This is a genomic window from Cedecea sp., from assembly GCF_036500665.1.
Taxonomy (GTDB): Bacteria; Pseudomonadota; Gammaproteobacteria; order Enterobacterales; family Enterobacteriaceae; genus Cedecea.
The window spans coordinates 104,812-127,783 of sequence record NZ_DASYBS010000138.1; the positions used below are offsets into that span (position 1 = coordinate 104,812).

At 55.6% G+C, this 22,972-nt stretch carries 20 protein-coding genes; 7 read left to right on the forward strand and 13 right to left on the reverse strand.

The features are described from left to right. Positions 1-193 precede the first annotated feature (193 nt). The 3 genes from hmsP (at position 194) to VGM55_RS22120 (ending at position 5,466) form a co-directional block, all read left to right on the forward strand. Complete coding sequence (gene hmsP / locus VGM55_RS22110) at positions 194-2,179, forward strand: biofilm formation regulator HmsP (RefSeq protein ID WP_331636705.1); 1,986 nt, start codon at positions 194-196, stop codon at positions 2,177-2,179. A 182-nt stretch (positions 2,180-2,361) separates the two neighbouring features. After that, positions 2,362-3,648: a dicarboxylate/amino acid:cation symporter gene (locus VGM55_RS22115; RefSeq protein ID WP_154187369.1), complete on the forward strand. Its 1,287-nt coding sequence runs from the start codon at positions 2,362-2,364 to the stop codon at positions 3,646-3,648. A 333-nt stretch (positions 3,649-3,981) separates the two neighbouring features. Further along, positions 3,982-5,466, forward strand: a complete 1,485-nt coding sequence (locus VGM55_RS22120; RefSeq protein ID WP_154187370.1) for a M16 family metallopeptidase — start codon at positions 3,982-3,984, stop codon at positions 5,464-5,466. Positions 5,467-5,582: 116 nt separating this feature from the next. Here VGM55_RS22120 and VGM55_RS22125 read toward each other — a convergent pair whose 3' ends face one another. Beyond that, entirely contained in the window at positions 5,583-6,515 is a 933-nt protein-coding gene (locus tag VGM55_RS22125; RefSeq protein ID WP_331636707.1) for a sugar kinase, read from the reverse strand. A gap of 242 nt (positions 6,516-6,757) precedes the next feature. Here VGM55_RS22125 and pdeH point away from each other — a divergent pair, with 242 nt between their 5' ends. Both pdeH and VGM55_RS22135 read left to right on the forward strand, forming a co-directional pair. Then, on the forward strand, positions 6,758-7,531 hold the full coding sequence (gene pdeH / locus VGM55_RS22130) for a cyclic-guanylate-specific phosphodiesterase (protein WP_331636708.1): 774 nt from the start codon (positions 6,758-6,760) through the stop codon (positions 7,529-7,531). A 65-nt stretch (positions 7,532-7,596) separates the two neighbouring features. Continuing rightward, entirely contained in the window at positions 7,597-9,663 is a 2,067-nt protein-coding gene (locus VGM55_RS22135) for an AsmA family protein (protein WP_154187373.1), read from the forward strand. 127 nt (positions 9,664-9,790) lie between these two features. On the opposite strand, the gene VGM55_RS22140 is transcribed toward VGM55_RS22135, so the two are convergent. The 4 genes from VGM55_RS22140 to VGM55_RS22155 all read right to left on the reverse strand — a co-directional run bounded on the left by VGM55_RS22140 (position 9,791) and on the right by VGM55_RS22155 (position 14,073). Beyond that, positions 9,791-11,116, reverse strand: a complete 1,326-nt coding sequence (locus VGM55_RS22140) for an MFS transporter (protein WP_154187374.1) — start codon at positions 11,114-11,116, stop codon at positions 9,791-9,793. 196 nt (positions 11,117-11,312) lie between these two features. Then, entirely contained in the window at positions 11,313-11,969 is a 657-nt protein-coding gene (locus VGM55_RS22145) for a DapH/DapD/GlmU-related protein (RefSeq protein WP_154187375.1), read from the reverse strand. 90 nt (positions 11,970-12,059) lie between these two features. Further along, a complete protein-coding gene (yhjD, locus tag VGM55_RS22150; protein WP_331636709.1) occupies positions 12,060-13,118 on the reverse strand; it encodes an inner membrane protein YhjD in 1,059 nt (352 codons plus the stop codon). Between the two features lie 55 nt (positions 13,119-13,173). After that, positions 13,174-14,073: a LysR family transcriptional regulator gene (locus tag VGM55_RS22155; RefSeq protein ID WP_038477559.1), complete on the reverse strand. Its 900-nt coding sequence runs from the start codon at positions 14,071-14,073 to the stop codon at positions 13,174-13,176. A 119-nt stretch (positions 14,074-14,192) separates the two neighbouring features. Here VGM55_RS22155 and VGM55_RS22160 point away from each other — a divergent pair, with 119 nt between their 5' ends. After that, complete coding sequence (locus VGM55_RS22160) at positions 14,193-14,951, forward strand: SDR family NAD(P)-dependent oxidoreductase (protein WP_331636710.1); 759 nt, start codon at positions 14,193-14,195, stop codon at positions 14,949-14,951. A 54-nt stretch (positions 14,952-15,005) separates the two neighbouring features. Here the strand turns inward: VGM55_RS22160 and yieH are convergent, their stop codons facing one another. Next, positions 15,006-15,671, reverse strand: coding sequence for a 6-phosphogluconate phosphatase (gene yieH, locus VGM55_RS22165; RefSeq protein ID WP_154187379.1), 666 nt, complete (start codon positions 15,669-15,671; stop codon positions 15,006-15,008). 168 nt (positions 15,672-15,839) lie between these two features. On the opposite strand from yieH, the gene VGM55_RS22170 reads away from it, so the two are divergent. Beyond that, positions 15,840-17,171, forward strand: a complete 1,332-nt coding sequence (locus tag VGM55_RS22170; protein WP_154187380.1) for an NCS2 family permease — start codon at positions 15,840-15,842, stop codon at positions 17,169-17,171. 59 nt (positions 17,172-17,230) lie between these two features. Here VGM55_RS22170 and VGM55_RS22175 read toward each other — a convergent pair whose 3' ends face one another. The 7 genes from VGM55_RS22175 to rpmH form a co-directional block, all read right to left on the reverse strand. Next, positions 17,231-17,797 (reverse strand): NADPH-dependent FMN reductase, encoded by a 567-nt coding sequence (locus VGM55_RS22175; protein WP_331636711.1) that lies wholly within the window; start codon positions 17,795-17,797, stop codon positions 17,231-17,233. A gap of 16 nt (positions 17,798-17,813) precedes the next feature. Beyond that, positions 17,814-18,572 (reverse strand): 4'-phosphopantetheinyl transferase family protein, encoded by a 759-nt coding sequence (locus VGM55_RS22180; protein WP_154187381.1) that lies wholly within the window; start codon positions 18,570-18,572, stop codon positions 17,814-17,816. Between the two features lie 321 nt (positions 18,573-18,893). Then, on the reverse strand, positions 18,894-20,258 hold the full coding sequence (gene mnmE, locus VGM55_RS22185) for a tRNA uridine-5-carboxymethylaminomethyl(34) synthesis GTPase MnmE (protein ID WP_331636712.1): 1,365 nt from the start codon (positions 20,256-20,258) through the stop codon (positions 18,894-18,896). 76 nt (positions 20,259-20,334) lie between these two features. Beyond that, positions 20,335-21,978, reverse strand: coding sequence for a membrane protein insertase YidC (gene yidC, locus VGM55_RS22190; RefSeq protein WP_331636713.1), 1,644 nt, complete (start codon positions 21,976-21,978; stop codon positions 20,335-20,337). A 2-nt stretch (positions 21,979-21,980) separates the two neighbouring features. Then, complete coding sequence (yidD, locus tag VGM55_RS22195; protein WP_071530513.1) at positions 21,981-22,238, reverse strand: membrane protein insertion efficiency factor YidD; 258 nt, start codon at positions 22,236-22,238, stop codon at positions 21,981-21,983. Continuing rightward, complete coding sequence (gene rnpA, locus VGM55_RS22200; protein ID WP_071842958.1) at positions 22,202-22,561, reverse strand: ribonuclease P protein component; 360 nt, start codon at positions 22,559-22,561, stop codon at positions 22,202-22,204. The genes yidD and rnpA overlap by 37 nt, the downstream gene beginning before the upstream one ends. A 17-nt stretch (positions 22,562-22,578) precedes the next feature. Continuing rightward, complete coding sequence (rpmH, locus tag VGM55_RS22205; RefSeq protein WP_003849659.1) at positions 22,579-22,719, reverse strand: 50S ribosomal protein L34; 141 nt, start codon at positions 22,717-22,719, stop codon at positions 22,579-22,581. Positions 22,720-22,972: the final 253 nt, after the last annotated feature.

Consider the following 22,972-nt stretch of genomic DNA (forward strand, 5'->3'; position numbering starts at 1 on the left):
ATCTAAGACGGCGGGTTAGCCCGCCTTCTGCGGCATTTGAGCCTGGATCCGACGCGATTTTATCCAAATAAGCAGAATTACCCGATTATCCTGGACCGAGGATTAAAAACTGTGGCAATGCAGTATACTCTGCGGGCATAAGAATATCCTGATGCCGGGCGTGGCGCGGGTTAAGCAAAAGCGGAGAGTCAGCTTGCGAGTCAGTCGTTCCCTAACGATAAAACAGATGGCTATGGTGTCAGCCGTGGCCCTGGTATTTATTTTCATTTTTATCGTCATTCAGCTGTTCCATTTTGTACAGCAAAGCCGCTACGACACCGCCACGCAAATGGAGAAAATCGCCCACTCGGTACGCCTTCCGCTGTCCGAGGCAATCCTGCGCGCCGATATTCCTCAGGCCGAAGCCATTCTTCACCAGATTCAACCTTCCGGCATCATCAGCCGTGCGGATGTTGTGTTGCCTAATCAGTTTCAGGCGCTGCGGCTTAGCTTTAAGCCGGAACATCAGATCCCGATGCTGATCGCCCGCGTGTTCGAGCTGCCGGTGCAGATTTCCCTTCCTCTTTATTCGCTGGAGCGCCCGGCTAACCCGCAGCCGCTGGCTTATCTCGTACTGCAGGCTGACTCATGGCGCATGTATCGCATTATCGTCAGCACGATTTCTACGCTGCTAACCACCTATCTGCTGCTGGCGCTGATTCTGACCGTCGCGATCAGCTGGTGTATTAACCGGCTGGTGGTACACCCCATTCGTAAAATTAGCCGTGAACTTGATGGCCTTAACCCCCAGCAGGCGGGTGAGCACCAGCTATCGCTGCCGCCGCTGCATCATGACGATGAGATTGGCATGCTGGTACGCAGCTATAACCGCAATCAGCAGGTCGCGCTGCGTCTTCAGGAGCAGATGAACACGCTGGGTACCCACAACCCGGTGACCGAGCTGCCAAATAAAGCGCTGCTGCTGGCGCTGATTGAGCAGATGGTGGTGAACGAGAAGCACGGCGCGTTGATGCTTATCGGCAGTGAAACCCTGCAGGATGCCGCGGGCGTCCTGAATGAAGAGCAGCGGGAGATGCTGCTGTTGACGCTGGTGGAAAAAATCAAAGCCGTTCTGCCCGCCAACAGAGTGCTCGCTCAGCTCAGCCAGAATGATTTTGGGCTGCTGCTCTACGGCGTAAGCGACCCGTGGTATGCCATGACGCTGGCCCAGCAAATCATGGAAACGCTCAATGCCCGTTTACCGGTTCAGGCGCTTCAACTGAAACCGACCGCCAGCATCGGCATCGCAATGTTTAAAGTCGGCCTCAGTGCTGAGCAACTCTACCGTCGTGCGGCGTCGGCCACGCTTTCCGCTCGCCGCTACGGTAAAAACCAGATTCAGTTTTTCGATCCCGAGCAGATGGAGAAAGCGCAGCGCCGTCTGACCGAAGAACACGATATTTTAAGCGGGCTGGAAAAACACCATTTTGCCGTCTGGCTACAGCCGCAGGTGGATATGCGCGATGGCAGCGTGGTCAGCGCTGAAGTTCTGCTACGCCAGCGCCAGCCTGACGGTAGCTGGAGCCTGCCGGAAGGGCTGATAGAGCGTATTGAGGCCTGCGGGTTGATGATAACCGTCGGCAGTTGGATCCTCGAAGAGTCCTGCCGTACGCTGTCTGCCTGGCAGAGCCGGGGCATTATGTTGCCGTTGTGTGTGAATCTCTCAGCCTTGCAACTCCTGCATGAAGCCATGGTGCCGTCGTTGCTGGAGCTGCTCAGGCGCTATCGCATTCAGCCTGGCACGTTAATCCTCGAAGTGACCGAAAGCCGCCGTATTGACGACCCGGAAGCTGCGGTGAATATCCTGCGGCCGCTTCGCCAGGCTGGGGTGCGCATCGCGCTGGACGATTTTGGTATGGGTTACGCCAGCCTGCGCCATCTGCACCACATGAAAGCGCTGCCGATTGACGTGCTGAAGATAGACAAAAGCTTCGTGGAAGGGCTGCCGGAAGACAACGCGATGGTCGGGGTGATCATCGCGATGGCCAAAGCGCTGGACCTGAAAGTGGTGGCCGAGGGCGTAGAGCAAGAGGCACAGCGCGAGTGGCTGGTGGCACACGGCGTTATCTACGCGCAGGGCTTCTTGTTTGCGAAAGCCTGTTCCCTGGATCGGTTTGAAAGTGAATTCCTTGCTACCTGAATGAAAAACAATAGTTACAAATGTTACGAGCTGGAACGGTTCAGTTCAAGTTTTTAACAATCGCGTTAACAAAGTCGATCGAGGCCACTTCTGCGTTTTTTTTTGGGGTGTTATGTTGAGTGCCGCAGTCATGCCGGTCCCTGAGCCGGTTCTGCGGTTACTCTCCGTTCAAGGATACTCTAATGAAAACCTCACTCTTCAAAAGTCTGTATTTTCAGGTGCTGACCGCAATTGCCATCGGCATTTTGCTGGGTCACTTTTACCCGGAATTGGGTGCCCAAATGAAACCGTTTGGCGACGCGTTCGTTAAACTGATTAAAATGATTATTGCGCCCGTCATCTTCTGTACCGTGGTGACCGGGATCGCTGGCATGGAAAGCATGAAAGCCGTGGGCCGTACCGGCGCGGTGGCGTTACTCTATTTTGAAATTGTCAGCACCATCGCGCTGATTATCGGGCTTATCGTGGTCAACGTGCTGCAGCCTGGCGCGGGGATGAACGTTGACCCGGCGACGCTGGATGCGAAAGCCGTTGCGGTTTACGCTGAGCAAGCGCAGCAGCAGGGTGTGATTGCGTTCCTGCTGGACGTGATTCCAGGCAGCGTGATTGGTGCCTTTGCCAGCGGTAACATCCTGCAGGTCCTGCTGTTTGCCGTACTGTTTGGTTTTGCCCTGCATCGCCTGGGCCACAAAGGCCAGATGATCTTTAACGTCATCGAAAGTTTCTCTCAGGTCATCTTCGGCATCATCAACATGATCATGCGTCTGGCGCCGATTGGGGCGTTTGGTGCGATGGCGTTTACCATCGGTAAATACGGCGTGGGCTCTCTGGTACAGCTGGGCCAGCTGATTATCTGCTTCTACATTACCTGCCTGCTGTTTGTGATTCTGGTGCTTGGCTCTATTGCTCGCGTCACCGGCTTCAGCATCTTCAAGTTCATCCGCTACATCAAAGAAGAGTTGCTGATCGTGCTGGGTACCTCCTCTTCCGAGTCGGTGCTGCCGCGTATGCTCGACAAGATGGAAAAATTGGGCTGCCGCAAATCCGTTGTCGGTCTGGTTATTCCAACGGGGTATTCCTTCAACCTGGACGGCACGTCGATTTACCTGACAATGGCGGCAGTGTTTATCGCTCAGGCCACCAACAGCCATATGGATATCTTCCACCAGATAACGCTGTTGGTTGTTCTACTGCTCTCCTCTAAAGGTGCTGCAGGGGTAACAGGAAGCGGCTTCATCGTGCTGGCGGCGACCATCTCTGCGGTAGGCCATCTGCCGGTCGCGGGCCTGGCGCTGATTCTGGGTATCGACCGTTTCATGTCCGAAGCCCGAGCCCTGACCAACCTGGTCGGTAACGGTGTCGCAACCGTCGTCGTGGCCAAATGGGTGAAACAGCTGGATGAGAAACAGCTTCGCCAGCAGCTGGATAACCCGCAATCCGACAAAAAAGTGACCGAAGTCTCCCACTAATCCGACCAATTGCCCGCAGCGACTTGCCCTTGCTGCGGGCGACTCTGCATAATTACCCCTAATACCCGTCATACTTCAAACTGCAGGGGTGTTGACTGCGCTCCTGAACCCTGGTCACTTATCTGATGTAAGCTTCCCGGGATTCACGCTCTTGTCGCCTACCTGCAGCTCGAATTATTTAGGGTCTTTATTCTCTATTTTTCACTTTCTTAAGTGACGTTTTCGTAGAAATGCGGTCAAACGGATTGGTGAAACGTCACCTATGTCGGTCTGCGGACGTCGAATGCCGCGCCGATGTGCTACTTTTAACCAGGATTGTTTTTAGGGGTTCACATGCAGGGCACCAAGATTCGACTTTTAGCTGGCGGATTGCTGTTAGTGGCAGCCGCCGGTAATGTGCAGGCAGAAGCACTCCAGCCGGACCCGGCCTGGCAACAGGGAACGCTTTCTAACGGCTTCCAGTGGCAGGTTTTATCCACTCCCCAGCGGCCAAGCGATCGCGTAGAAATTCGCCTGATGGTGAATACCGGTTCGCTAACCGAAACCGCCCAACAAAGCGGTTACAGCCACTTTTTACCGCGTATGGTGTTGACGCAGGCCGGCGGCCTGCAGACAAGCCAGGCGCGTTCTTTATGGCATCAAAGCAGCGATCCGGAGCGTCCACTTCCTCCGGCAATCGCCTCTTATGATTTCACGCTGTTTAATCTCAGCCTGCCAAATAACCGCAATGATTTATTGAAAGAAGCGCTGGCGTTTTTGGCGACCAACACCGGGTCGCTGGACGTGACCTCTGGAACGGTTACCGCTGCGCTGCACGCGCCGGATATGGTGGCCACCTGGCCGATGAACACCAAAGACAGCTGGTGGCGTTATCGTCTGAAAGGCTCCACGCTGCTGGGCCATGACCCGGCGGAGAATCTTAAACGCCCGGTCGATGCCGCGCAGCTGAAAGCGTTTTACGACAAGTGGTATACCCCGGACGCCATGACCCTTATCGTGGTCGGCAACGTTGATAGCCGTAACGTGGCGGAGCAAATCAATAAAACCTTCGGCGAACTAAAAGGCAAGCGTGAAACGCCCGCGCCGATGCCAACGCTTTCACCCTTGAAGCCTGAGCCGGTAAGCCTGATGACCGACAGCGTGCATCAGGATAGGCTTTCACTGATGTGGGATAACACGTGGCAGCCTATCCGTGAATCAGCCGCATTGCTGCGCTACTGGCGCGCTGACCTGGCCCGCGAGGCGCTGTTCTGGAATGTTCAGCAAAATCTAAGCAAAAGCAGCGCCAAAGACCTGAATCTCAGCTTCGACTGCCGCGTGCTTTACCTGCGGGCCCAGTGCGGGATTAATATTGAATCGCCAAACGATAAGCTGAACGCCAGCCTGACAAGCGTGGGGCGTGAACTGCTAAGAGTGCGTGATAAAGGCTTATCCCAGGAAGAGTTTGACGCGCTGATTGCCCAGAAGAAAAATGAGCTGACGAAGCTGTTCGCCACCTACGCGCGTACCGATACTGACGTCCTGATTAGCCAGCGTATGCGTTCGCTGCAGAATCAGGTTGTTGATATTGCCCCAGAGCAGTATCAGAAGCTGCGCCAGGACTTCCTGGACAGCCTGACCGTGTCGATGCTTAACCAGGATTTACGCCAGCAGCTCTCACAGGAGATGTCACTGGTATTGTTGCAGCCTAAGGGCGAGCCTGAGTACAACATGAAGGCGCTGCAGGAGACATGGGATAAGGTTATGGTGCCGGCCGCTGTGCCGCCTGTCACTGACGACCCTAAGCAGGATGTTTCGGACATTCCTCCTGCCTCTTAGTGCCGGAGCAGCCCCTCACGGCGACCCTCTCACCATAGGGGAGAGGGGGAATTCGTGTAAAAGTTTTCTTTTCTTCCCCTCTCCCTTTCAGGGAGAGGGTTAGGGTGAGGGTCAACTTATTTGGGCATTGCTTCCAGCGGGATAATCGCCCCGCGATACTGAATCACCGTTCCTGCCGTCAGATGGCCGCGTTTCGCGGCCTCTTCTGTCGTTCCTCCGGTTAAACGTACCGCCAGATAGCCTGCGCTAAACGAATCCCCTGCTGCGGTGGTATCCACAACTTTTTCTTTCGCCAGGCGAAGGGCGGGGACTTCGAGTACGTTTTCGCCTCTTACCGACACCAGACAAGGCTCTGCGCCCCGCTTGATCACCACTTCTTCTACGCCTGCTGCGTGCGTCCGGCGAATCACCTCGTCTGCCGGGGCGGTGCCCCACAGCAAGTCTTCATCATCCAGCGTCAGGAAAGCGATATCGGTAAAGACCAGCATCTGCTGATAAACGCGCTGTGTCTCGTCCCGGCTTGCCCACAGGCGTGGGCGGTAGTTGTTATCGAAAATCACCTTGCAGCCGTTGGCGCGGGCTTCTTTCAACAGCGCCATGAGTTTCGCCCGGCTGGCTTCATTGAGAATGGCGAGGCTTATCCCGCTCAGATAGAGATAGTCGAACTGCGCAAGCTCAGCACAGATAGCAGATGATTGCTCACTTTCGAGCCAGAAGCGGGCCGCGGCCTCATTTCGCCAGTAGTAGAAGGTGCGTTCGCCGCTGGCGTCTGTCTCGATGTAATAAAGGCCTGGAAGGCGATGCTCCAGACGCTGAATAAGCCCGGTGTGCAGCCGCTCCTGACGCCATGTGTCCAGCATTTGCTGGCTAAAGCTGTCCTCGCCAAGGGCGGTGACGTAGTACACGGCAAGCTCACCGTCATCCACCTGGCGAGCCAGATAGACAGAGGTATTTAAGGTGTCGCCACCGAAACCGCGATGCAGCTGGGCGCCATCCTGTGACAGTTCGATCATGCATTCGCCAATGACGGCAATTTTATGGGTAGACATAGGAAACCTGATGATGAAATGAACAAAAAAACTGTTTTTTGCATTCTCCGTCCTGGTGAAAATTGAGTCAAATATTTTAAAACAGCGTTTCGAAAATTTTTGATGTGCGCCAGGTTATTGTGATTGTGACAAAAATCGGTGTAGTACATTTTGCTGCGAAAGCGAACATAAAGTTCTCTATTGCCACGCCGATAACCTTTCGACGAGCCACGTAGAGTCATCAGGTCAAACAGGATGTACAGATGAAGTTGAAGCAGATTACTCACAGGCTGCATACGCTTGAGGCGAGCGTTGAAAGTTTGCAGGAACGGCGGTTTTGGCTGCAATGCCAGCGTCGTTACACTTTTCAGCCGATATATAAAACAGACGGGAAATTGATGGCAGTTGAACTGCTAACGGTGGTTACTCACCCGAGCGACGCGGAGGTACGTATTCCGCCCGATCGCTATTTCTCCTCTATTCCTGGCCGCCAGCGTCTTGACGTTGTTGAAGAGCAGCTCCGCCTGCTGGAAGCGTGGGAACAGACCTTTATCGGCCATGACATCCTGGCATCGGTAAATGTGGATGGCCCTACGCTTATTGCGATGAAACAGCATCAGCCGATCCTCGATTTGATCGCCAGGCTGCCGTGGGTGCGTTTTGAGCTGGTTGAGCATATCAACTTACCGCAGGCGGCGACCCTTGCAGGCATGCACGAGTTTGGCCCGCTGTGGCTTGATGATTTTGGAACCGGTCTCGCAAACTTTTCCGCACTGAGCGAAGTGCGCTATGACTACATCAAGGTGGCACGAGAACTTTTCATCATGCTGCGAAAAAGCGATGAAGGGCGTAATTTATTTACCATGCTGCTGCAATTGATGAACCGATATTGTAAAGGCGTTATTGTGGAAGGCATTGAAACTATTGATGAATGGCGAGATGTCCAGTCATCTCCTGCCTATGCAGCACAAGGCTATTTTCTTTCCCGTCCGGTCCCTTTCGAAAACCTTGAACATGTTCTGATTCGCTTCCCCTGATGTCGTTTTGGTCACGCTGAACTATCTTTTAGTCAGGCAGACCGGCATCGGGAGAGGTAAGAGGGATGACGAGAACAGGTAAAATTGGCAGTGTAGTCGCCGGGATTTTCTTGTTGTTGGTTGTGGTGGCGATCGTCGTGATTGCGACGTTTGACTGGAACCGACTGAAACCAACCATCAACCAAAAAGTCTCGACAGAGCTGAACCGCCCCTTTGCCATCCGTGGCGATCTGGGCGTGGTTTGGGAACGCAATAAAGACGAATCAGGCTGGCGCAGCTGGATACCGTGGCCGCACGTTCACGCCGAAGACATTCTCCTTGGCAACCCGCCTGGTATTCCTGAGGTTACCATGGTGCATCTGCCGAGAGTCGATGCAACCCTGGCTCCGCTGGCGCTGCTCACCAAAACGGTTTACATCCCCTGGATAAAGCTGGTTGAACCTGATGCGCGGCTTATCCGGCTGTCGGAAAAAAACAATAACTGGACCTTCAATTTCGCCGGCTCTGACGCGAAAGATCCCAACCAAAAACCGTCCAGCTGGTCTTTCCGCCTGGATAACATCCTGTTTGATAAAGGCCGGATTGCGGTGGACGACAAGGTGACAAAGGCGGAATTGACGATCCTCGTCGACCCGCTGGGTAAACCGCTGCCGTTTAGTGAAGTCTCCGGCCAAAAGCCACAGGGAAAAGATGCGGCGAAGGCGGCTGATTATGTGTTTGGCCTGAAGGTGAATGGCCATTACAACGGCCAGCCGGTCGCGGGCAGCGGCAAAATTGGCGGCATGCTGGCGCTGACCAGTGAAAGCGATAGTGCGTTCCCGGTACAGGCTGACGTGCGTTCGGGGACTTCACGTGTGGCTTTTGTCGGGACGGTTAATGACCCGATGAAGATGGGTGGCGTTGACCTTAGACTCAAGTTTTCCGGCGACTCGCTCGGTAACCTTTACGCGCTGACCGGCGTTTTATTGCCGGATACGCCACCGTTTGAAACCGACGGCCATCTGCTGGCCAAAATAGATTCGGAAAAAGGCTCAGAATTCCGTTATCAGGATTTTAACGGGCGCATTGGCGACAGCGATATTCACGGGTCTTTGACCTACAGCCAGGGCAAACCTCGTCCGAAACTGGAAGGCGATTTGGTCTCTAAGCAGCTGCGGCTGGCCGATTTAGGGCCGCTGATTGGCGTGGACTCCGGGAAGGGCGCCGAGAAAACGAAAAAAGCCAAACAGCAGCGGGGCGACAGCACGGCGCAGCCCGCCGACAAAGTGCTGCCTTACGATCGCTTTGAAACGGATAAATGGAACGTGATGGATGCCGACGTACGCTTTAAAGGGCAGCGCATCGAGCACAGCGGAACGCTGCCGCTTAGCGACCTCTCGACCCATGTGATCCTGAATAACGCCGACCTGCGTCTGCAGCCGCTGAAATTCGGCATGGCGGGGGGCACCATCAATGCGAATATCCACCTCGAAGGCGACAAAAAGCCGATGCAGGGGAAAGCGGATATCCAGGCTCGCCGCCTGCAGCTTAAACAGCTGATGCCGAAGGTGGAGTCGATGCAGAAAACGCTCGGTGAGCTGAACGGTGACGCTAACCTGAGCGGGCGTGGTAACTCTGTCGCCGCGCTGCTGGGCACCAGCAACGGTAGTCTGAAGCTGCTGATGAACGACGGGCTTATCAGCCGTAACCTGATGGAAATCGTCGGCCTTAACGTCGGGAACTATATTGTCGGGAAGATTTTTGGCGACGATGAGGTGCGGATAAACTGCGCCGCCGCGAACCTGGATTTGCGTAACGGGATCGCGACGCCGAGGATTTTCGCCTTTGATACCGAAAACGCCCTGATCAACGTGACCGGCAGCACCAACTTTGCCAGCGAGCGCCTGGATTTGACCATCGACCCGGAGAGCAAAGGGATTCGTATTATTACCCTGCGTTCACCGCTCTACGTGCGCGGCACGTTCAAGAGCCCGGACGCGGGCGTGAAGCCCGGGCCGCTCATTGTTCGTGGTGCGGTGGCCGCCGCGCTTGCAACGCTGGTTACGCCAGCGGCGGCGCTGGTCGCGCTGATCTCGCCTTCTGAAGGCAGCGACAATCAGTGCCGAACGATTTTGGGGCAGATGAAGAAGTGAGTGAAGCTTCCCCTCACCCCAGCCCTCTCCACGAAGGGGCGAGGGGGAAATCAGCGTCCCCTTTCCCTTTTGGTCAGGTTTCTCTCTTCATCCCCTCTCCCTTTTAGGGAGAGGGTGAGGGTAAAATTTACAGCGACTGGTGGCGGGTCTCTTTGCTCAGCAGCAGCGCAATCAGCGTCAGCGCGGACATCGCGGCCAGATAAACGCCGACGTAGAACAGGCCGTAGTTAGCCTGTAGCCAGGTCGCGATATACGGTGCGACGGAAGCGCCAAGAATGGACGCGACGTTGTAGGAGAATGAGGCGCCGGTATAGCGGACTTCCGTTGGGAACATCTCCGGCAGCAGCGCGCCCATCGGGCCAAAGGTCAGCCCCATCAGGCTCAGGCCGATCAGCAGGTAGGCCATCACCAGCGCCTGGCTGCCTGAACCCAGCAGCGGCGGGAAGACGAACAGCGCAAACAGAATCATCAGGCTGGTTATCACTATCATGCTCTTGCGGCGGCCAAAAGCATCCGCCAGGTAGCCTGCAATCGGCACCATCACGCCAAAGCCAATCACCGCCATCATCAGCATCCACAGCACGTCATTGCGTGAGAAGCCAAGGCCTGCCGGAACCGGCGCGGTACTGAAGGTCATGGAGTAGACCGTCATGATGTAGAACAGCGTATAGGTTGCCAGCATGATGAAGGTGCCGAGGATGGTCGCCTTCAGGTGTTTGGTCAGCAGCGTGCCCAGCGGCACTTTAACCTGCTTGCCGGCTTTAGCAATCTTCGCGAATACCGGGGTTTCATGCAGCGAAACGCGGACATAAAGCCCGATAATGACCAGAACCGCCGAAAGAATAAACGGCACACGCCAGCCCCAGGACATGAACTGCTCGTCGGTCAGCAGCCAGGAGAGCAGCAGGAAGGTGCCGTTGGCGAAGAAGAAGCCGATAGGCGCACCCAGCTGCGGGAACGAGCCATACAGCGCGCGCTTGCGCGGCGGGGCGTTTTCTGTTGCCAGTAAAGCTGCGCCGCCCCATTCACCGCCCAGACCAAGGCCCTGACCAAAACGGGCCAGCGCCAGCAGCAGCGGTGCGAAGATACCAATTGTGGCATAACCCGGCAGCAGGCCGATAAGCACGGTAGAAACGCCCATCGTTAGCAGGGAAGCAACCAGCGTCACTTTGCGGCCAACGCGGTCGCCGAAGTGGCCAAACAGCGCCGAGCCAATCGGGCGGGCGACAAAAGCGATAGCGAACGTTGCCAGCGACTGTAGCGTGGCGGCCGTCGGGTCACCCTGCGGGAAGAAGATGTGCGGGAAAACAATTACCGCCGCGGTGGCATAGATATAGAAGTCGAAGAATTCGATGGCCGTGCCGACCAGCGAAGCGACAACGACTTTTCCGCGTGAGTTTACGGGCGTGGCGTCAGCCCCGGTATCGAGAGTTGTGGCAACGGATGCTTGCATAGTTTTTTCTTATTTATGGCGAACGAAAGTCCATTTACGCATAGCAAAAGAAGCATTTCAACGCGCCACGGCGGGCGGGCATGCTCAAAAAACAGGCATTAAGTGAATAATTTTTAAGCCTGCGCGTAAGCTTCCATGAAATGCTTCACAAAAATTTCAAAACAGTGAATAAAACTGGTTTCAGGTTAAATAAAAGTTACCAGTTAGATTTATCTGCTAAGTTGGCCGACTTGTCCCAGCGAGCGCAAAAACTTGCTGTCTCCCCTGACTGAAATTCCGGCAGGTGCGCCATTAATTTCGCCAGCGGCCAGTCCCACCAGGCGATGCGCTGCAGGCTTTCGGCTATTCCCTGTGGGAAGCGGCTGCGAATGGGTTTTGCCGGCACACCCCCAACGATGGTGTACGGCGGCACGTCTTTGCTGACCACCGCCCCGGCGGCAAGCACTGCGCCGTCGCCAACCGTCACGCCGGGCAGGACGATAACACCGTGGCCAATCCATACGTCGTTACCGATCACCACCCGATCCTCACGGCGATGGGCAAAGAATGAAGTATCGCGGCCAACGTCGGGCGCGTAGTACTCCGGGCAGTAGGTGAAACGATGTTGAGAGGGGCGATCCATCGGATGATTTGGCGCGCCCAGCCGCACGTGGTTGGCAATAGCGGTGAACTTGCCGATAACGCTGTCGGCCACGCAGCAGTGTTCGCCGAGGTAGGAGAAGTCGCCGAGGATGCTGTATTCCAGCACGCTGTGGGCGAGTATTTCGCACTGGTCGCCGACGTGTGTTTCCCGCAGGCGAACGCTGGGGTCAATAACGGTTTTCTGAAGTTTGGGAACGGAGGCAGTTGTCATGGCATGTTCTCTGGTCGGAGGTTTAGACAAGTGGGCCTGCTAACCTGAAGGTCGGCAGGCCACCTATCCTGACCGGAAATCATGACAGGATTATTTATGTGTTTTGCCGGGCATTCTCGGGTCGTCTTTGTATTCCGCAGTGGCAATCCAGGCCGCGCAAAACAGCGTCAGGCGAGCGAAGAAGTAGAAGAAGGCCATCAGCCCCAGCACCGAACCAAAAGCGGCCCCGGAAGGCGAACTGACCAGCTTCGGCAGGCTGTAGGTCATGATGATTTTTATCACCTCAAACCCTATTGCCGCGATCAGGGTTCCCCTGATCAGCGCTTTGCGGCGCGGGCGGTGGCGTGGTAAGCGCCAGAAAATCCAGAAGAACAGCAGGTAGTTAGCAAAAATTGAAATCGCCAGACCGACCAGATGCCAGACCGGTTTTAGCCATTCGATATCGCCCAGGTGCAGCAGGCCAATCAGCAGCGTCTGGGCCGACCCGGAAATCGAGGTTATCGACAGGGTGACGATCAGCGCAATCAGCAGGCCAATCAATGAAATAAAGTCACGCAGGTATTTAATCCAGAATTTTTCCTGATCCTGCGGGCTGCGTTCCCATTTATCCCGCGACTGGGCGCGCACCGCTTCACGCAGGTTGCCCATCCAGTTAATGCCGGAGTAGAGGGCAATGAGCAGCCCGACCAGGCCAACGGTGGTGCGCTGCTGAACCGCAGTGTTGATGGTGTTTTTAAGCGTGGCGGCAAGCGTTGGGTCGCTGACGTTCTCGAGGATTTTGGCAAAAATATCTTCGAGCAGCGTCGGGTGTGAGGCAAGCACATAGCCGCCCGCCGCGAACGCCACCATCATGATGGGGATCAGCGACAGAAACGAGAAGTAGGTAATGGCGGCGCCAAACTGGTTCCCCAGCCGGTCATTAAAGCGTTCGGCCGCACGCAGCAGGTGAGCAATCATCGGCTGTCTGACCGTTTTGTTGACCGCGGATATGGTGCTGTTCACCGCGGCGTTGCTGGTTTTAAGCTTCACCAGCGGTTCGTTTTCTGCGGGGTCGCTTTGAGCTTCATCCTGCTGAGTCTCGATAGGTACAACAGGCTCGTATTCGAGCTCGTTGGTTGGGCGTTTTTCACGGTTATCCGGCGTCGTCATCGGGTCAATTTTCCTTTTGCAGTGGCAGGATCTTAAGGAAATTATAGCCATAACGCTAATCTACATAGGCTTTGAGTACGCCGGTTAGCCATTCCATAAACAAATGTACCCGCCGGGAGAGGTTGCGGCGATGCGGATAAAGCAGCGAAATCGGCATCGGCTCGGCGCGGTACTGCGGTAGAATCTCCACGAGGCTGCCTTCTTTTAGCTGGGCTTTCACGCCCACGCGTGGGACCTGAATAATACCCAGCCCGGCAGCGCAGGCCGCCTGGTAAGTTTCCGTGCTGTTGACGGTAATCAGGCCGCCGGTTTTCACCCACTGCGTTGTTTTATCCAGCCAGACTTCAAAGCCCTGCGGGCGAGTGCCGAGGTTTTGGGCGTAATGCACCAGCGCGTGCGAAGCCAGATCGTCCAGGTTTTCAGGGTAGCCAAAGCGGCTGAGGTAGTCCGGGCTGGCGCAGTTAATCATGGTGAATTTCCCAAGCGGTCTTGCTACCAGGCCCGAGTCTTTGAGGTGGCCCACGCGTACCACGCAGTCAAACCCTTCCCGGACAACATCTACCATTCTGTCGCTGCTGCTAAGCTCCAGCTCTATGCCCGGATACTGCTGCAGAAATCCCGGCAGTTTAGGAATAATCAGGCCGCGCGCCAGCGTGACGGGCATATCGACCCTGATTCGCCCGCTGACGCTGGCAGGATCGTGCTGGAACAGGCCATCCAGCTCGTCGAGATTGGTTAGCAGGTCCCGGCAGCGTTCGTAATAAACCATGCCGTCCTGGGTGAGCTGAACCCGGCGCGTGGTGCGGTGCAGCAGGCGCGTGCCGAGCGAGGTTTCCAGCGCCTGAACCTGGCGCGAGACGCTACCTTTTGGCAGCCCAAGCGTGTCTGCGGCGCGGGTAAAACTCTCCAGCTCTGCGACTCTCACGAAAAGCTGCATTGCGTGTATTTTATCCATCTTATCACCACATTGTTGTTGAAATTGAAACAGTGAGGCGCACCTGGCCGTATTTATTGATTATGTATCAGCTAATAAGCTGTACCTCAATGTCCTGACAGCCAAATAAAGGGTTTATCATGAGTCAACGTATCGCTTTAGTGACCGGCGGCAGCCGTGGATTAGGTAAAAACGCAGCGCTGAAGCTGGCCGCAAGAGGAATCGGTGTTCTTCTGACTTACAACAGTAAGCAGCAGGAAGCCGAAGATGTTGTGCGTGAAATTGAGCAAAAAGGCGTGAGAGCCGCAGCAATACAGCTCAACGTCGGCGATTCATCCACTTTTGCAGGGTTCGTTGAGCAGGTGAAAGAGACGCTGAGTAACGTCTGGCAACGAGATACGTTTGATTATTTATTGAACAACGCAGGAATCGGTCTTGAAGCGTCGTTTGCCGAGACCACCGAAGCGCAGTTCGATGAAATAATGAACATCCATTTGAAAGGGCCTTTTTTCCTGACCCAGCGCCTTCTGCCGCTGATTAAAGACGGCGGCCGCATTCTGAATGTGTCTACCGGGCTGACCCGTTTCTCGCTGCCGGGTAAAGCCGCCTACGCCACGATGAAAGGGGCGATGGAAGTGCTGACTAAGTATCAGGCCAAAGAGCTGGGCTCACGCGGGATTGCGGTGAATATCATCGCACCGGGCGCTATTGCTACCGATTTCAGCGGCGGTATCGTGCGAGATAACGAGCATGTGTCGAAAGCTATCGCCGCGCAAACCGCGCTGGGGCGCGTAGGGCAGCCGGATGATATTGGCGATGCGATTGCGGCGATCCTCAGCGATGAGACCGGCTGGATGAATGCGCAGCGGATTGAAGTGTCCGGCGGGATGTTCCTTTAGTTTTTGACCCTCACCCTAACCCTCTCCCTAAAAGGGAGAGGGGATTAAAAAAACCTACGCAGTAATTTCCCAGCCCCGTGCTTTCCACAGCGCCGGTAATTCAGCCAAATCGGTAAACGTTGTTACCTTTGGGTGATCGATCGGCTTGTTATGTGGGTCGGCGCAGAAGTAAAACACCTCCATTCCCGCCGCAACGCCCGATTGCGCACCTGCCATAGAATCATCCACCAGAATGCAGTGCTCCACGCCCACCTTCATCTGCTCTGCCGCGTGGAACATCAGGGCCGGATCCGGCTTCCAGCGCTGAATGTCGTAACCGCTGTACAGGGCATCCGGAAAGTAGTCGAGCATCCCGGTCTTGCCGAGAGAATGCTGCATCTTGCTGACCGGGCCGTTGGATACCACGCACATCGGCTTTTTGATCTGTGCCAGCAATGTGTTTGCCCCGGCGATTTCCTGAAGCTCGCTGTCAAACAGGCGGGCGACTTCGGCACGGTAAATCGCCTCAAGCTCGGGCTTAGGCAGGCTGGTGCCGTACTCGGCGTTGATGGTGTCGATAATTTCGTAGAGCTTGACGCCTTTAAAGGTCTTAAATACCTCTTCGAGCGCAAGCTGAATGCCGTATTGCGCAAACATATGCACGTAGGCTTTAGAGCAGATGACCTCGCTATCGACCAGCGTTCCATCGCAGTCAAAAAACACCGCTTCTATCCGGGACATGCCATTTCCTTTCTCTCAGGTTTAACGTTTACTCTATGCTTTTTGCGCAACGCAATCGATCCCGTTGCGGGAATTTCAGCGAAAAAAGTGGATGATTTGCGTTATCCCCTGCCATTTTTGGTATAGGATAGCGGCGTATTTTTTCCTCTTTTAGTTCGGAAACCGATAATGAGCCAACCACAGTCCACTCCGGAAACAACGCCGGGGCTGCTCGAACGCGCGTTCAAATTACGCGAACACGGTACTAACGCCCGTACCGAGGTGATCGCCGGGTTCACCACCTTTCTGACGATGGTGTACATCGTCTTTGTTAACCCACAGATCCTCGGCGCCGCCGGTATGGACACCCAGGCCGTGTTTGTTACCACCTGCCTGATTGCGGCCTTTGGCAGCATCCTGATGGGTATCTTCGCCAACCTGCCGGTTGCGCTGGCACCGGCGATGGGCCTGAACGCCTTCTTCGCCTTTGTCGTGGTCGGTGCGATGGGCATTTCCTGGCAAGTGGGTATGGGCGCGATTTTCTGGGGGGCAGTCGGTTTGCTGCTGCTGACCATCTTCCGCGTTCGCTACTGGATGATTGCCAATATCCCGCTTGGCCTGCGCGTGGGGATCACCAGCGGTATCGGCCTGTTTATCGGTATGATGGGGCTGAAAAACGCCGGGATTATCGTGGCCAATAAAGAGACGTTGGTCAGCATCGGGAACCTGACTTCCCACAGCGTACTGCTCGGCGCGCTGGGCTTCTTTATCATCGCTATTCTCGCGTCCCGCAATATCCACGCGGCGGTATTGGTCTCTATCGTGGTTACCACGCTATTGGGCTGGCTGCTGGGCGACGTGCAGTATCATGGCATCGTTTCTGCGCCGCCAAGCGTGAGCAGCGTTGTGGGCCAGGTGGATTTGGCCGGTTCCCTGAACCTGGGGCTGGCGGGCGTTATCTTCTCCTTCATGCTGGTCAACCTGTTTGACTCCTCCGGCACCCTGATTGGCGTGACGGATAAAGCCGGGTTAACCGATGCGAAGGGCAAATTCCCGCGCATGAAGCAGGCGCTGTTCGTTGACAGTATCTCCTCCGTGACCGGTTCCTTCTTTGGCACCTCATCGGTTACCGCCTACATCGAAAGCTCCTCCGGCGTTTCCGTCGGTGGGCGTACCGGCCTGACCGCTATCGTGGTTGGCCTGCTGTTCCTGCTGGTTATCTTCCTGTCGCCGCTGGCGGGCATGGTACCGGCTTACGCGGCCGCAGGTGCATTGATTTACGTCGGCGTGCTGATGACGTCAAGTCTTGCCCGCGTGAAGTGGGACGACCTGACCGAAGCGGTTCCTGCGTTTATTACCGCGGTGATGATGCCGTTCAGTTTTTCTATCACCGAAGGTATCGCTCTCGGCTTTATTTCCTACTGCATCATGAAGCTGGGTACCGGCCGCTGGCGCGAGCTGAGCCCGTGCGTCATCATCGTGGCGCTGCTGTTTGTGCTGAAAATTGTGTTTGTTGACTAAAGCGACAGCAGAAATAAAAACGCCAGTTATGCGACTGGCGTTTTTTTTTTGGCCCGGAATCAGGCTTTCACGCGCTTGATGTAATCGCCAAAGGCGGTGAGCTGCCCGGTCAGATGGTCGAGGGTGCTTTGATCGACTACTTCGCCGCTCTGCGGGTCAACTTTGTTCTGGATAACCCCGCCCATAAATTCCGGCTTGTTCATTACCATCGCGTCAAGGAAGACGAGGATTTGGCGCAGGTGATACTGGCAGCGCGCGCCGCCGATAGCGCCCATTGAGCTGGTTTGAATGAGCACCGGCTTGCCGGCCAGCGGCTGCTCAGGCAGGCGCGAGAGCCAGTCAATGGCGTTTTTCAGGCCACCCGGCACCGAATAGTTATACTCTGGCGTCACAATCACCACGCCGTCCGCCTGGCGAATCTGTTCGGCAATGGCTTCCACACTCTTCGGGAAACCCTTTTCTTGCTGGATGTCTGCATCGTACAGCGGGATGTCGCCGATGGAAGGCAGGGCGTCTATCTGCATACCTGCCGGCGCGATGTTTGGCAGCGTACGAGCGACCATCGCATTAAATGAACCCTTACGCAGGCTCCCCAGTAAAGTCACTATCTTCAACGAATCAGACATTGGTACTCCTTATGTGTCAGGACGTTCGGGAAAATGTGTTATGCGGCGTAGCGATTTCGGACGGTATGCCGGTTAAACGTATCATACTCCCCTGGGCACTACGGCTGCGTGCTTCTGCATCCGGTAGCGCGTTCCAGCCCTGCTGCCCGTCAAACTCCCAAAGCTTCAGGCGTTCCACGCCAGGCGCCACGGTGCAGCCCCAGATAAGAATATCTTCCGCATCGCTCATCGCCTCAATATGCGGCTCGTTTGTGACGCGCAGGCGACCGGAGCCCGGCAATAATTGTAGTGTGCTCAGGCTGATCTGGGGGTTGTCGGTTAGTTTTAGTATGCTTCTGCGCAGAGTATGCAGCTGGGTGCGCGCTTCGTTGGGATCGTTTTGATTGTTGATCCAGGTAATTTCGCTGCTGCTGGACTGAGACGGTGGCACTACCGGTGAGGGTGCCTGGAAACTACGGCGGAGCTCCATGTCCAGACCGCAGCGCCCCTCGGTGGCAAGCAGCACGCCGACCATGTTACCGGCATAGGCGATGCTGAAGTCCGGTAGTTCAGCATCGGCAAAACGCGGGCGGCCCGCCGTAGAGGTGATGATTTGCGGCAGGCGTTGGGTGCCGTACAGCATAAACATCATCTCGGCGACCAGCGTGCGCGACGCGAGATAGCGCGTGCGGCGATGTTCGGGCATCAGGCTGGCCGCGTTAAGGGTTTCGTCGTTCAGTCGGGGTGAGGTGAGGTTGGGAGGGTTCAGAGCCCATCTTGCAAAATGCGTCGCCATTTGTCGCTCCTTGATAATGGTCAGTCGATGTCATGCTGTTTCGGGTGGCTGAAACAGCGCTCCGCTTCCGATCCTGCACGTCGTCAGGCATCGAATAGTAATCTCTGGTTCAGTGCGTTGTCATTGACGCTCTTCAATAGAGTGACCTATTTTTTGAGCAATATATTATATATTTAAACTTGGGAAAATTCTTAGTGGTTTGCGTCAGTGAAACACATTAAAAATGTCGTTCAAAAGACATCATCCTGAAAGGGTGAAGTATTTTGGAAATGAGGAAAACGTCCCGCATCCTGAAGTGTGACGCGGGACGGTGGTGAGGCGTTATTTCCCGATACAGAAGCTCGAGAAGATGCGCCCTAACAGATCGTCAGAGCTGAATTCACCGGTAATTTCACTTAAGTTCTGCTGGGCCAGGCGCAGCTCTTCTGCCAGCAGTTCACCGGCCCAGGCACCCAGCAGCTGGGCTTTACCCTGCTGCAGGTGTTCAGCGGCTTGCTCAAGTGCCTGCAGGTGACGGCGACGGGCGAGGAATCCACCTTCCATGTTGGTTTCAAAGCCCATGCTTTCTTTAAGATGCGCGCGCAGCACATCTACGCCTTCATCGGTACGTGCGGAAAGGCGAACAAGTGAGTGACCATTTACTTCGCTTAGTCCAGGCGTCTCCCCGGTCACGTCTGCTTTATTGCGCACCACGGTAATCGGCAAACGCTCCGGCAGACGAGCGATAAAATCTGGCCAGATGGCGGCCGGGTCAACGGCGTCGGTGGTGGTGCCATCCACCATAAACAGCACGCGATCCGCCTGCTCAATCTCTTTCCAGGCGCGTTCAATCCCGATGCGTTCGACTTCATCGCTGGCTTCGCGCAGGCCCGCGGTATCGATGATATGCAGCGGCATCCCGTCGATGTGGATATGCTCGCGTAGGACATCGCGCGTGGTGCCGGCGATATCGGTGACGATAGCGGCCTCGCGCCCGGCCAGCGCGTTCAGCAGGCTGGATTTACCGGCGTTAGGACGCCCGGCGATAACCACCTTCATGCCTTCACGCAGCAGGCTGCCCTGGCGCGCTTCGGCGCGTACCGCATCGAGGTCGCCAATGACCCGATGCAGCTGGGCTTCGATTTTACCGTCAGAGAGGAAGTCGATCTCTTCGTCCGGGAAGTCGATAGCCGCTTCCACGTAGATGCGCAGGTGAGTCAGCGCTTCCACCAGATGGTTAATCCGTGCGGAGAAAGCTCCCTGTAGCGAGTTGAGCGCCGAGCGGGCGGCCTGCTCAGAGCTGGCGTCGATCAGGTCGGCAATGGCTTCTGCCTGCGCCAGGTCGAGCTTATCGTTCAGGAATGCGCGTTCAGAAAACTCACCGGGATTTGCGATACGCAGGCCAGGCAGCGTCAGGATGCGTTTTAACAGCAGGTCGAGGATAACCGGGCCGCCGTGTCCCTGCAGCTCAAGCACGTCTTCACCGGTGAAGGAGTTCGGGCCGGGGAACCACAGCGCAATGCCCTGATCCAACGCGCTGCCGTCGGCATCGCGGAACGGAAGGTAGTCCGCGTAGCGCGGCTTGGGCAGTTTGCCGAGGACCGCTTCTGCGACCTCGCGCGCCTGACGGCCGGAAATACGCAGGATACCTACGCCGCCACGCCCCGGCGGAGTAGCCTGGGCAATAATCGTGTCATGATTGCTCATCGTTTATCTCAGACCTTGAATCAAAAAGAAAAAGGCGGTCAGTGACCGCCTTTCATGTACATAACGCTAAATATTATCAGGTCTTTTTCTTGTCGCGGCTATGCAGGCCACGCTTTTCCAGACCGCGATAAATCAGCTGTTGCTGAAGGATGGTCACCAGGTTGCTGACGATATAGTACAGCACCAGACCTGACGGGAACCACAGGAAGAACACGGTGAAGATGACCGGCATAAAGGTCATTATCTTCTGCTGCATCGGGTCGGTTACGGTGGTCGGCGACATCTTCTGGATGAAGAACATCGTGGCGCCCATCAGAATCGGCAGGATGTAGTACGGGTCCTGTGCAGACAGGTCATGGATCCACAGTGCGAACGGCGCGTGGCGCAGTTCAACGGAGCCCATCAGCATGTAGTACAGCGCCAGGAAGATTGGCATCTGAACGATCAGCGGGAAGCAGCCGCCCAGCGGGTTAACCTTCTCAGCTTTGTACAGCGCCATCATTTCCTGGCTCATACGCTGCTTGTCGTCACCGATACGCTCACGCATGGCCGCCAGTTTTGGCTGCAGCATACGCATTTTGGCCATCGAGGTGTACTGCGCTTTGGTCAGCGGGTACATGATGCCACGAACGATAAAGGTGATAACGATAATGGAGAAGCCCCAGTTACCGATGAAGCTGTGGATAAATTTCAGCAGCTTAAACAGCGGCTGAGAGATGAACCACAGCCAGCCGTAATCCACGGTCAGGTCAAGGTGTGGCGCAACGGCCGCCATTTTGTCCTGAATCTCCGGACCTACCCACAGGGTGCTGCCCATCTGAGCCGTCTGGCCAGGCTGAACGATCTGCGAGGCAGACTTATAGCCAATTGCCGCCACGTCGTTGTTCAGCTTGGTGGTATAGAAGTTGTTCGCGCCCTGAGTGTGTGGCACCCATGCGGTAGCAAAGTACTGCTGCAGCATTGCCACCCAGCCGCTGTTGGCGCTGAGGTTCAGGTTCTCGCCGTCGGCAATCTTGTCGAACTTGTATTTTTCGTACTTCGCATCCGGGGTGGAGTAGGCCGCACCACGGAAGGTGTGCAGAGCAAAGTTGCTGCTGCCGGTATCGCGATGAGTAGGCAGGTTGATGGACTGCTTCAGCTGACCAAAGGTCGCCAGCTCCAGCGGCTTCTCACCCACGTTCTTCACGTTGTAGTCGACACCCACGGAGAACTCACCGCGTTTCAGGGTGAAGGTCTTGGTGAAGGTGTTGCCTGCCGCGTCGGTAAACGTCAGCGGAACAACCAGCTCGTTCTGGCCTTCAGCCAGCGCGAAGGTATCGGCGGTGACGTTATACAGAGGACGTTCACCGTTCGCCGGGTTATCCGGACCATCACGACCGGTCAGGCCGCTCTGCGCCTGGTAGATAAATTCAGGCGTGGTTTCCAGCAGCTGGAAAGGCTCTGCGGATTTCAACTCTTTCGGGTAGGTTGGCAACAGCGCTTGTTCTACATCACCACCGCGGGTGTTGATGGTCAGTTCAAGAACGTCAGTTTTAACCGTAATGAGTTTTCCCTGGCCACTGGCCGGCACACCCTGGTTAGCGGCGTTACCCTGGCTGTTCGTGGTCTGCGTGGTCTGCTGCACCTGAGGTTGAGGAGCGTGGTCCTGCTCCCAGGCTTGCCAGATCATGAAAGACACGAACAACAAAGCGATGAGAAAAAGATTGCGTTGCGAATCCATCGTTAGTGTTCTCTGGTATCAAAAGGTCCGGGCGGAACGGGATCGTCTCCACCGGGGTTCAAAGGGTGGCATTTTAGTACGCGTTTCATCGTTAACCAACTGCCTTTTAACACTCCAAACCTGCGTAAGGCCTCAATTCCGTAGTGAGAACAGGTTGGGGTGAAACGACAATGCGGCCCGAGAAGCGGACTAATCAGGCGTTGATAGACCCTGATAAGGGCTATCAGGACCCGTGAGCCTGGCGACAATGGCGGCGCCATAACTTTTCCAATGCTTCCGATAAAGCCCGGTTATCCAGGTCGGCAACCCCTTTTTTCGCTACTACCACGAAATCCATTGGTGGCAGTTCGTGTTGACGCAGACGGAAGCTTTCACGCGTCAGACGTTTAATCCGATTGCGTTCATGGGCGCGTTTAACGTTTTTCTTAGCGACGGTGAGACCGATGCGGGGATGCCCCAGCGTATTCAGGCGGCCGAGGATGGTGATTTGCGGCGTGCCAGCCCGTTGAGGCTGCTGGAAGACGAATGTGAAATGATGGGGAGTTAACAAACGTAACTCCCTGGGAAAAGCTAGCTTAACCACGCAGGGGTTAGCTTTTATTACTTAGAAACGGTCAGACGGGAGCGGCCTTTAGCACGACGACGTGCCAGAACCTGACGACCATTTTTAGTAGCCATACGAGCACGGAAGCCGTGAGAACGGTTGCGCTTCAGTACGGACGGTTGAAAAGTGCGTTTCATGGCGATTTCTACCTAAACTATTAAATTTCACTGGATTTGCGTAATGCCCTACAGGGTCTGCGAACGACTTACGCTTCAGTGTGGCTGATTAAAGAGGCCGGATTGTAATAATTGTACACTCCGGAGTCAATTCAATTCCCTTACTGCTGCGCCCTTTTTGACCCCGAAAAGAGGCCCGGATCTTCGCTGAAGTACAGCGGCATTACGCGGCGGGTGAAGAATTATACGGGCTTGCGGCGAAAGCGCAAGGATC